General features: G+C 34.2%; 6 protein-coding genes. 5 read left to right on the forward strand and 1 reads right to left on the reverse strand.

The window, feature by feature from the left end:
* From PBT89_RS03955 to bglX, 4 genes are read left to right on the forward strand one after another with little or no spacing between them, the layout of a single operon-like run.
* Positions 1-1,212, forward strand: a complete 1,212-nt coding sequence (locus PBT89_RS03955) for a glycoside hydrolase family 130 protein (RefSeq protein WP_270063491.1) — start codon at positions 1-3, stop codon at positions 1,210-1,212.
* On the forward strand, positions 1,193-2,383 hold the full coding sequence (locus PBT89_RS03960) for an AGE family epimerase/isomerase (protein ID WP_270063492.1): 1,191 nt from the start codon (positions 1,193-1,195) through the stop codon (positions 2,381-2,383). Before PBT89_RS03955 ends, PBT89_RS03960 begins: the two co-directional genes overlap by 20 nt.
* A gap of 32 nt (positions 2,384-2,415) precedes the next feature.
* Complete coding sequence (locus tag PBT89_RS03965) at positions 2,416-3,699, forward strand: glycoside hydrolase 5 family protein (protein WP_270063493.1); 1,284 nt, start codon at positions 2,416-2,418, stop codon at positions 3,697-3,699.
* Between the two features lie 3 nt (positions 3,700-3,702).
* Complete coding sequence (bglX, locus tag PBT89_RS03970) at positions 3,703-6,000, forward strand: beta-glucosidase BglX (protein WP_443089606.1); 2,298 nt, start codon at positions 3,703-3,705, stop codon at positions 5,998-6,000.
* 104 nt (positions 6,001-6,104) lie between these two features.
* Here the strand turns inward: bglX and PBT89_RS03975 are convergent, their stop codons facing one another.
* A complete protein-coding gene (locus tag PBT89_RS03975) occupies positions 6,105-7,481 on the reverse strand; it encodes a sialate O-acetylesterase (protein ID WP_270063494.1) in 1,377 nt (458 codons plus the stop codon).
* Between the two features lie 558 nt (positions 7,482-8,039).
* Between PBT89_RS03975 and PBT89_RS03980 the strand changes: the two genes are divergently transcribed.
* Entirely contained in the window at positions 8,040-12,125 is a 4,086-nt protein-coding gene (locus PBT89_RS03980) for a hybrid sensor histidine kinase/response regulator transcription factor (protein ID WP_270063495.1), read from the forward strand.
* Positions 12,126-12,424: the final 299 nt, after the last annotated feature.

Here is a 12,424-nt window from a genome sequence, read left to right on the forward strand (position 1 = left end):
ATGAAAAAGTCAGTAGATATAAATATTAGTTCGATGAAAACCATTCCTAATTTTGCCCAGTTACAGGCAAGCCATCGCAAATTGCTAGAGAAGTCAAACAAACCATCATCAGTTTTTAATGGTATATATCAGCGTTATGAAAATCCGGTAATAACGCATGCACACACGCCTTTAGAATGGCGGTACGATTTAAATCCGGAAACCAACCCAAACGGATTGGAGCGTATCGGAATTAATGCTACTTTTAATCCAGGCGCAATTAAATGGAGTGATAAATATCTTTTGGCTGTACGGGTAGAAGGTAACGATCGTAAATCGTTTTTTGGTATTGCAGAAAGCCCTAACGGAATCGATAATTTTAAGTTTTGGGAAAAGCCGGTAGTTTTACCGCAATATGGTGAGCCAGATACCAACGTATACGATATGCGATTAACCAAGCATGAAGATGGTTGGGTATACGGAATTTTTTGTACCGAACGTAAAGATAAAGATCATTTAGAAGATACAACCGCAGCCGTTGCAAATGCTGGTATTGTTCGTACTAAAGATTTAGTGAGTTGGGAACGTTTACCCGACTTAATTTCAAATTCTGGGCAACAACGTAACGTAGTAATGCATCCTGAGTTTGTCAATGGTAAATATGCATTATACACACGCCCGCAAGATGGATTTATCGAAGTAGGAAAAGGCGGCGGAATTGGTTTGGGCTATATCACCGATATGTCGAATCCTGTTTTAGAAGACGAAACGATTATCAATCATAAAGCGTATCATACTATTTATGAAATGAAAAACGGGCAAGGTCCTGCGCCAATTAAAACCGTAGAAGGATGGTTGCATTTAGCGCATGGAGTTCGTAATACCGCAGGAGGTTTACGATATACCTTGTATATGTTTATGAGCGATTTAGAAGATATTTCAAAAGTGATTTATCAACCAGCAGGGTATTTTATGGCGCCTAATTATCAGGAAACGGTTGGTGATGTTCCTAATGTATTGTTTGTAAATGGATGGATTAAAGATGAAGATGGAAAAGTATATATTTACTATGCTTCTTCAGATACACGCTGTCATGTAGCGGTAAGTTCGGTAGAACGATTAGTAGATTACGTAAAAAATACCCCTAAAGATAATTTTACATCAGCTAGTTCTGTCAATCAAATTATCGATTTAATAAATCGGAATAAAGCCTATGGAAATTCAAAAAGCTAAATTGAAAGAAGAATTACAGCAGGAATTAAAAAACATTGTTCAATATTGGCAAAACAATAGTATTGATACTGAATTTGGCGGATTTATAGGAAGGCGTGATCATTTTAATACTCCTTATGCTGAAGCTGATAAAGGAATCATTCTAAATACACGCTTATTATGGACCTTTTCGAAAATTGCTAATTTCAATAAAGATTTTAATACTGAAAAAGAAGCCGATCGCGCTTTTCAATATCTGAAGCAGTATTTTAACGATGCTGAATTTGGTGGCGTATATTGGGTGTTAGATTATCAGGGAAATCCTAAAAATCGAAGAAAACAGATTTATGCGCAAGCTTTTTTAATTTATGCTTTATCAGAATATTATAAATTATCTAAAAACGAAGATGCCATTATTTGGGCATTAGCTGTTTTTGAATTAATCGAAAAACATGCTTTAGAAGCTCAGTTTGGCGGATATATAGAGGCTTTTAATCAAGATTGGTCTCCGATAGAGGATATGCGGCTTAGTGAGAAAGATCTAAATGCTTCAAAAACTATGAATACGCATCTTCATATTTTAGAAGCGTATACTACATTGGCCGAAGTAACTCATTCTGAAAAGGTAAAAAGGGCCTTAGAAAGTTTAATAAATCTTCATTTAGAGAAATTTTTTGATGCTGAAATTGGCCATTTTCAGTTGTTTTTTAATGATCAGTGGAATGTCCAAACACAGGTAGTTTCTTACGGGCATGATATTGAAGCAGCTTGGTTGCTGTTAATAGCAGCAAATCAGGTTAACAATAAAAATCTGCTTCAAAAAGTACAAAAAGCGGCTATCCAAATCGCCGATGTATTTTTAGCTGAAGCTTACAAAAAATCTGCCGGTATAATTAATGAAAAAGATTTAGAAACCAACCACATAGATACCGACAGGCATTGGTGGCCACAAGCTGAAGCAATGGTAGGTTTGGCGTATGCTAACAATATTCAAACTTCAAAAAAATACAGAGAAGCTATAGAAGATATCTGGAATTTCACTAAAAAATACATTATCGATGAAGAACGTGGCGAATGGCATTTCAGAATCGATAAAAATTTTAAGCCTTACGAAACAGAAAATCGATTAGGAATGTGGAAATGCCCATATCACAATAGTCGAGCGCTAATCGAAATGATTGAAAATTATTAAAATCTGTAACAATCACCCTAACTAAAATTATCATGATAAAACGACTTTTTTCAATATGTATACTTTGTATGGTTTGCTATTCATGCCAAAGTTTAAAACCAATAAGCGTTAAAGACGGCCAGTTTTATAAAGGAAAAAAAACGTACTATTTTGTGGGCGCTAATTATTGGTATGGGCCATTAATTGCAGCGCCTAATATTGGCGATCGAGATCGGTTAATTAAGGAATTAGACATGCTTGATAGTTTGGGAGTTGATAATTTAAGAATTTTGGTAGGAGGAGAAGGAGGTATTGAAGATTCTCAGGTAAAACCGGCTTTACAGTACGAGCAAGGAAAATATAATCAAGATTTGTTAGAAGGGCTTGATTTTTTATTGAACGAAATGCGCAAGCGTAACATGTATGCGGTTTTATATTTAAATAATAACTGGATTTGGTCTGGCGGAATGTCTACTTATTTACGTTGGAATGGTTACGGTGACGTTCCTAATCCATTTTTAGAGGAATATACCTGGCCAGAATATTTTGCATATACACAGCAATTTCACACTTGCGAACCTTGCCAAGAAGCTTTCAAAAAGCATATTAAATTTATAATGACCAGAACCAATTCGGTTAACGGATTGGTGTATACCGATGATAATACTATTATGTCTTGGCAAGTAGCTAACGAACCAAGAATTTTTTCTGAAGAAGATCGGGAGCCTTTTGCATCCTGGTTATCAGAAACTGTAGATTATATGGATTCATTAGATCCGAATACCTTAATTTCTACGGGCGCCGAAGGAAAAGCCAGTTATCTGCAAGATTTAGAGACCTATAAAAACTTGCATGCAAACCCCAAAATCGATTATTTAACGGCTCACATGTGGCCAAAAAATTGGGGTTGGTACGATAAAGATAATGAAGAAGCTACTTTGCAAACATCTATAAAAAATGCTCATGATTATATTGAAGAGCATAAAAGGGTAGCAAAAGAACTTCAAAAACCTTTAGTGCTTTCTGAATTTGGATTTCCTCGTGATGGTGAAAGTTTAGAGAGAGGTTCTTCGGTACATTATCGCGATCAGTTTTATAAATCAATATTAGAAGAATTAAAGACAAGTTTTGAACATAAAAATGAGTTAAGCGGATTGAATTTTTGGGGATTTGCCGGAATAGCTAAAACTACATCGGGGCAAGCTAAATGGGAAAAAGGTGACGATTTTACAGCTGATCCTCCACAAGAACCTCAAGGTTTAAATTCTGTTTTTGCTGAAGATATTTCTACTTTAAAAATGCTAAAAGAGTATAACACGATCTTTTCTAAAAAGTAAGCCATGAAATTAAAATCGATAACAACTCCTATTTTTATCGCAGCTATAAGTTTTACTGCACATGCACAAACTCCATCATCAATGAAACTTTCCGAAGAAGAAATAACTACAAAAGTCGATTCGCTACTCAGCTTAATGACGCTGGAAGAAAAAGTTGGTCAAACCGTTCAATATAACGGATTTTGGGATGTAACAGGCCCGGCGCCTAACGGTTCTAACGAAGCTAAAAAATATGAAGACTTAAAAAATGGAAGGGTAGGTTCTATGTTAAGTGTTCGCGGAGTAAAAGAAGTGAGAGCGGTACAAAAGATTGCAGTAGAAGAAAGTAGATTGGGTATTCCGTTAATTATTGGTTTCGATGTTATTCATGGGTATAAAACCTTAAGCCCAATTCCGTTGGCTGAAGCCGCTAGCTGGGATTTGGAAGCCATTAAAAAATCAGCTCAAGTTGCCGCTTCAGAAGCAGCAGCTTCCGGAATCAATTGGACGTTTGCTCCGATGGTCGATATTTCTAGAGATCCGCGCTGGGGTAGAGTAATGGAAGGCGGAGGTGAAGATCCGTTTTTAGGAAGTAAAATTGCTGCTGCTCGCGTAACTGGATTTCAGGGAGAAAATCTTGCCGATCCATTAACTATCGCGGCTTGTGCAAAACATTTTACAGGATATGGATTTGCAGAAGCGGGAAGAGAATATAATAAAGCCGATTTTAGCGCAGTCACTTTACATAACGTGGTATTACCACCTTTTAAAGCAGCTGTAGAAGCAGGAACACGCACTTTAATGAATGGTTTTAATGAATGGAACGGCCTCCCGGTTACTGCAAATAAATATTTATTGCGTGATGTGTTAAAAGATGAATGGGATTTCAGTGGATTTGTGGTATCCGATTGGGCTTCTATTGAAGAGATGATTACCTGGGGTTATGCTAAAGATAAAAAAGAAGCCGCTTTACGAGCCATGACAGCCGGAACCGATATGGATATGGAAGGCTATGTTTATAATGAAGCTTTAGAAGAATTGGTGGCTAACGAAACTATCGATGAAGAAGTTTTAAATGATGCTGTTAAAAGAATTTTGCGAGTAAAGTTTGAATTAGGATTGTTTGACGATCCGTATCGATATTGCGATGAAGAACGGGAAAAAAACATCATAGGAAGTAAAGAAAATCGTGAAGCTGTATTGGATATGGCGAAAAAGTCGATCGTGTTATTGAAAAATGAAAATAACCTATTGCCACTTCAAAAGAAAAATCAGAATATAGCCGTAATAGGTCCGTTAGCCGAAGATGATAATAGTCCGCTAGGAAGCTGGCGTTTAGGATCAGACGATCATACGGCAGTTAGTTTTTTAGCAGGAATGAAAGCGTATAAAAGCAATACGATTACCTACGCAAAAGGAGCTGATTTAATTAAAAACGATCCACAATTTACCAAAGAATTACATGTAAATACGTCTAATAAAAGGGAGTTTTCTAAAGCTATAGAAACAGCTAAAAACGCTGATGTAGTTGTAATGGTGCTTGGCGAGCATGGTTTCCAAACCGGAGAGGGAAGAAGTAGAACCGAATTAGGTTTGCCAGGCGTACAACAAGAATTGTTAGAAAAAGTGTACGAAGTAAATAAAAACATAGTACTTATTTTAAATAACGGTAGACCATTGGTGATCGATTGGGCTGCAGCGCATATTCCTGCCATTGTAGAAGCTTGGCAACTAGGTACCGAAAGCGGAAATGCGATTGCTCAGGTTTTATATGGCGATTATAACCCAAGTGGAAAGCTTCCAATGACTTTCCCGAGAAGCGTCGGGCAAATTCCTATTTATTATAACAAAAGAAATACCGGAAGGCCGGTAGATCCTGCACCAGGACAAGAGCAAGTATTTTGGTCAAAATATATCGATGAAGAAAATTCGCCATTATATCCTTTCGGATTTGGATTGAGTTACACCACTTTTGAATATGCAGATTTAAAATTGAATAAAGAATCCATTAAATCTTCAGAAGAAATAAAAGTAAGCGTCACCGTTACCAATACCGGTAACTATGCTGGTAGAGAAGTGGCACAGCTTTATATACACGATAAATACGCTAGTATAATTAGGCCCATAAAAGAATTAAAAGGATTTGAGTTAGTTACTCTAGAAAAAGGGGAATCAAAAACCATTCAGTTTACGTTAACCGAAAAAGAACTTGGTTTTTATGATGCTGAAGGAAATTATAAAGTAGAACCCGGAGAATTTTCAGTATTTGTTGGCAGAAGCTCTGAAGCTGATTTAAAAAAAGAATTTACTATTAAAGAGTAGTATTTGCTTTTATCATGAACTAAAAACCCTCGTTTGCAAACGAGGGTTTTTCATTGTAAATAAGTTAATATTATATAGTTTGACGACTAATTTTTTTGAAGAAATCAGTCAATTTTAATCTCAAAACTAGAAGCTGGTAAATTAGCTTTATTATAAAGATTAGGAACAATCGCATTTTTCCATGCATATCGAACATAAACCAGATTCTTTATAGAAGATTTCAGAATAACCGTATTATTTTTAATTCTAGCTTTTACGGTTTCAAATTCTTTATCTTCTCCGGCAACTTCAAATTGACGGTCTGAATTTTTAAAATTTAATCCTTCGGAATGCGAAAAACTAAGGATGATTTTATTCTTTTTTAGATTTGCATTTTCTACTAAAGGCCCATATATTTCTCCTGAAAATTGATGATATTTTTGCTGTAAAGCGATATTCGCAAAGCGTTCGCCTACCGGTTTTTTATCTCTGGGATGGATATCTTCTAAATTTCCTACATCTCCCGTTGGTACCATAGCCGTATAAGGTAGTTTTAAAACTTCACGCTGTATATTACGAATTTGAACGCCGGTATCATGATCTTCTCCATAATTATAAGGAGCAATTTGTGCATAGTAAAAAGGGAAATTATCATTCCATTGCTTTCGCCAAGACTGAATTAGAGTCGTAAATGCATTTTTATAATAGCTGGTATTCTCTGTATTACTTTCTCCTTGATACCACAAAACACCGGATATTTTAAAAGGAATAAGTGGTGCAATCATGGCATTAAAGCTATAAGCAGGCTCAGTAGGCCACCATTTTTCTTTCGGTAAATATTTAGTTCCTTGCGCCAAAGTCGAATCTTTTTGAAAAGCTTCAGAGGGAATCCAAACTTCTGCAGGCGTTCCTCCCCAATACGACCCGATAATTCCAACCGGAACATCTAATTCGTTCGTTAATTTTTCAGCAAAAAAATAAGCGATAGCACTAAAATACTGCATGGTTTCCGGGCTGTTAACTTGCCAAGTAGCATCGATATCGATTTGTGCAGTTTTTGCAGTACGTTTGGGAACTCTAAAAAAGCGAATGTTTTTATTGGTTGCATTTTTAATAGCTAAGCTATCACCAACTATTCCGGCAGAAGCGCTCCATTCCATATTCGATTGTCCGGAAGCCAGCCAAACTTCTCCTAACAATACATTTTTTAGTTGTACATGATTGTAGCCAAAAATGTCTAAAGAAACCGGTTTTTTAGTATCGGTTGTTTTTAGGATCAGTTTCCATTGCGCATGTCTGTTCGTGGTTGTGGTAAGGGTATCATTAGCATTCCAAGAAGCAACAAGCTTAATTTCTTCACCAGGATCAGCCCATCCCCAAATTACAACATCGCTGTTTCTTTGTAACACCATGTTGTCTGAAAATATACCGGGAAGGCTAACATTTGCGATAGCATTAATGCTAATTAAAAATAGTATAATGTAAATACTGAGATTTCTCATTTGATTTGAATTTTTTCTTTAGGAAATTACATAAAGTGCCTTCTAAAATATGATATTCAATTAAAAATGACTACTTATAAAAGATCATTTACTTATATTATTTTATATTCAAATCGGCACAATTTTATAATTGGAAGCTTCTAAAAACATCAACATTAAAATTCGATAAAAAAGCTACATGCTTATCTTTAATTTATATGATCTGTATTGCGATCCATATTGACTGTTACTCATGGCCTTTTAGCAATAGAAATTTTTAATTTACAATCCATATTTGGCTACATTATAAAAATAAATTAAACTTGTAGTCATTTAAACTATTAGGTTTTAGGACAAAAGAAATCGTTTAAATTCATTTGTACATAGTATCTTTAAATCTAAACATTATAATTTTATCGATATTATTTCGTGCCTTAGCATTTAACTTTTATTCAAGCTTATCTTATAAATTCATAACGTTCAATTTTTTAATTTTCTAATTTCATAATAAAATTAAAATCAATAATGAGAGGTGTTTTCTTCTTATTTTTTCTTCTGTTTAGTTTTTCTCCTACCTGCTTGTCCCAGTCAGGTAATGTTCTAGATGCCTTAGATTCAAGATATAGATTTTCTCATAAAGGCGTCATCGACGGTCTTTCACCCGGAGTAGTTAATGATTTTTATAAGGAGAACAAGGGGTTTCTATGGATTGCGACAACTTCTGGATTAAATCGTTACGATGGTTACGAATTTGATCTTTATAGTCCTAAAACTTCGAATGCATCAGCAATTCAATCAAGACATTTCAGGAGAGTTTTTAGTGGGCCTTTAGGTAACATATGGTGCAAAACGCCGGAAGGTATCAATATATTTGATCCTGTTTCTGAAAGTTTTACTGCAGATCAAACCGAGATTCTGAATAAATTAGGGGTTTCTGGTAAGCCTATAAGAGATATTGTGGAAATAGAGGGCGATATTTTTTTGTTTATTCATGAGGAAAATGAGATAACGAGGTATGATCGCAACAGCAAAAAGGTTTTTGTATCAGATGAATATAACTCACTTTTAAAAAAGAAAGACTTAGAAATCTCTTCTTTGGTAACGCAAGGAGATGGTAGTATATTTATAATCTTTAAAAATGGGCTGATTCATCAACTTAACTCAGAGAAGCTTTCCCTTATAGCGGAATTCGATCAACTTCAAAAGAAATTCAATAATACTTACCATGATTTTAGAATGATAAGCGATGGCAAAGGAGATCTTTGGATTCATCTTTTTGAGGATTATGGTGTTTTTTACTTTAAATATAGAGAGGCAAAATTGTTCAATTTTACTAAAGATTCAGGACAGATTCAGCTAAGTACCAATCTGGTTAGTGATATTGAAAAAGATGCCGAAGGTAATATTTGGATAGGATCAGATTTAGGTGGAATTAATGTGATTAATCCCAAAGAACTGTCTGTAAAATACATTAAAAATAATCCAGAAATTGGAAACTCTTTATCCCAGAACAGTATTACTTCACTCTATTGCGATGATAAAGGAATAATGTGGGTGGGTACCTTTAAAAACGGAATTGATTATTATCATCCCAATATCATACGTTTTCCTTTACAAAAGAAAATACTGTCTGATCCCGAAAGTTTACCTTTTAATGATGTAAATGTTTTTGCTGAAGACAAAGCAGGTAATCTATTCATCGGTACTAATGGCGGTGGTTTAATTGAATTAAATAAAAAAACAGGAAAATATATACAATATCAAAATAATCCTGATGATCCAACCAGCATTTCCAGTGATGTAGTGGTTAGTATGTTATATGATAGTAAAGACCGGTTGTGGATAGGAACTTATTTGGGAGGTTTAAATTTAATGACTAAGAATGGTTTTAAACATTTCCGTAGTAATTCTAAAGATAGTACGACTATTGCAGGGGATAATATTTGGGAGCTTTTTGAAGATTCTAACGGCAAATTATGGATAGGGACACTTACCGGTGGTGTTGATGTTTATGATGAAGAACGAAATCGTTTTATCCATTCCTACGATAGCGGAGGTAAATATCCAATCCATGCAAATTATATATCTTCTATTGCAGAAGACCAGTATGGTCAAATTTGGATAGGAACTTCTAACGGCGTAGATGTCATAAATAAAGAAAAGGGAACTGTCAATCATTTAACGCATCGACCAGATGATAAGTCGAGTTTAAGTGATAATAACATTTTAGCCATTTATAAAGACGATGATAATCATATCTGGGTAGGATCACAGCAGGGATTAAATTTGTATAATCACCAAGAAAAAGTTTTTTATCACTACGGAAAACAGGACGGTTTACCCGGCGAGAAAATTATTGGTATTGTTGAAGATAACGAAAAAGATCTATGGATAACTTCTTCTTTCGGTATTGCACAATTGAAGAAAGGTAATCGAGATTCTTTAAAAAGTAAAATCGATTCCAATTTCAAAATATATAATGATCTTGATGGTTTACAGGGCAATCTCTTTAATGAGAATTCTATTTTTAAAAATAGTGAGGGTGAAATTTTAGTTGGGGGTTTGCATGGTTATAATGTCTTTAAACCGCAAGAATTTAAATATAATCAGGAACAACCAGAAATCATTTTTACTAAATTCAACTTATTTAACCAGGAAATCAAAGCAGGTGAAATTGTAAAAAAAAGAACCATTTTAGAAAAACCTTTACATGAAACTGAAGCAATTACCCTGAAGCATAATCAGAATTTCTTTTCGATTGAATTTGCTGCTTTAGATTTTTTTCAGCCTTCTAAAAATAATTATCGCTACAAATTAATTGGTGTAGATAATGGATGGCAAAACTTAAGAAGTTCGCAAAGAACAGCATCCTATACTAATATCGATCCCGGTGAGTATACTTTTGTAGTCCAGGCTTCTAATAATGATCAGGTTTGGAATAGGGAAGGGAAGCAGTTGAGGATAACGATTTTGCCTCCTTTTTATAAAACCATTTACGCTTATATACTCTATGTAGTATTCATTTTAAGCTTATTGTACTTTGCTCGAAGAAGAATTATTAAAAAGCAACAACGTAGTTTCGAAATAAGACAGGAAAAGCAAGAAGCAGACCATTTACACAAAATGGATCTAATGAAAATTAGATTTTTTACGAATATTAGTCATGAGTTTAAAACGCCGCTTTCAATGATTTTATCTCCAATTTCAAAACTGAAAGAACAGCAACATTTAGGTACTCATGTAAAGGAACAAATTGATACGATTAACGATAATGCTCAGCGTTTACTAAACTTGATAAATCAAATTCTGGATTTAGGTAACGTCAAGAATGATACACTTCTTAATTCTTCAAAAGCTAATATTGTTGAATTTATAGACGACATCGTTACCGATTTTAGGGAGTATGCAGAAAATCGTGGTATCAAGCTCAATTTTCATAGTAAACAAAAAACATTTTATACCGTCTTCGATCTGGATAAACTGGATAAGATCATTTATAATTTATTATCAAATGCAGTTAAATTTACACCGAAAGGAGGGAAAATCAGTGTTCATTTAGATGTTCAGGGATCACTCTCAAATAGTCCGAAAGAGAATAAAAAATGGGTAATTATTGAAGTTGAAGATACTGGAGTAGGAATTGCTGAAAAAGATCAAGAACATATTTTTGATCGGTTTTATAAAGCAAATCTAAAGACTGATATTAATAAAACAGGTAGTGGCATTGGTTTAGCCTTGGTAAAGGAATATGTGAAGTTGTATAATGGGAAAATTTCATGTGTTAGTGAACCAGGTAAAGGAACAAGCTTCACTATCAAATTGCCATTGCAGGACATACCTGAAAAAGAAATGTCTAACATTTTTCAGAAAAACACCAATAAAATAATAGGACAGGATGATAATCTCCCTACCGTATTGATCATAGATGATTCCCGAGAATTTTTAAATTATTTAGGGCAAGAGTTAAAAGAACAATACAATATTTTTATAGCTACAGATGCTGAAACAGGATGGAAGAAAACATTATCCATAATACCAGATCTAATCGTTTGCGACTGGGAAATGCCTGGAATGAAAGGTACAGATCTATGTTTAAAAATTAGAAATGATTCTCGTACTAAGCATATCCCTTTTATATTATTATCGGGAAATCAAAATGAAGATTATAAATTGGTAGGTTTAAAGGCAGGAGCCAATGATTATGTGACGAAGCCTTTTAAAGTAGAAGTTTTAAAATCTAGAATAGAAAACCTTATACAGCAGCGAAAATCATTTCAAGAGGCCTATCGAAAAAAAATTGAATTACCGGATGTTGTGAACCGGGTACAAGTTGAGAGTGAAGATGAAAAATTGATGCGTAAAGTGCTTCAGCTTGTGAAAAAGAAATATCAAGATCCAGATTTTACCGTGAAGCAATTAGCTTCCGGTATTGGAGTAAGCCGATCGTTTTTATACAATAAATCGATGAGTCTTTTTGAGAAATCTCCTTTAGAGCTTATTACCGATATCAGATTAGAAAAGGGAAAGGAACTATTGAAACATAGCCAACTTACTATTTCAGAAATAGCTTTTCAGACAGGTTTCAATAATCCAAAGTACTTCACAAAAAATTTCAAGAAAAAATACAAAATGTTGCCTTCAGTATATAAAAAGCAACATTCCTAGATAAAATTTTAATACAATTTGCCTATTCTGATTTTTCATGAAAAAATGTTTTCAATTTTATATATAAAATCAAATTGTCCAATTGTTAAAATTTGCTGCCTGCAGTGTTTCAGCGGTTTGTGATCGAACCTGAAAACATATTATCCCCTTATAAAACGATTTGATACCCTAGAACAGAGCTTCTATTCGATAATTTCGCAGTCATTACGATAACGTTTTAGGTTAATGTATATCCATTTTATAAGCTATTAATTTTTTGAATTGGAATAAAACGCAGGGTAATTTTAAGAATTTCTTAT

It is taken from the genome of Zunongwangia sp. HRR-M8 (assembly GCF_027594405.1).
Lineage (GTDB): Bacteria > Bacteroidota > Bacteroidia > Flavobacteriales > Flavobacteriaceae > Zunongwangia.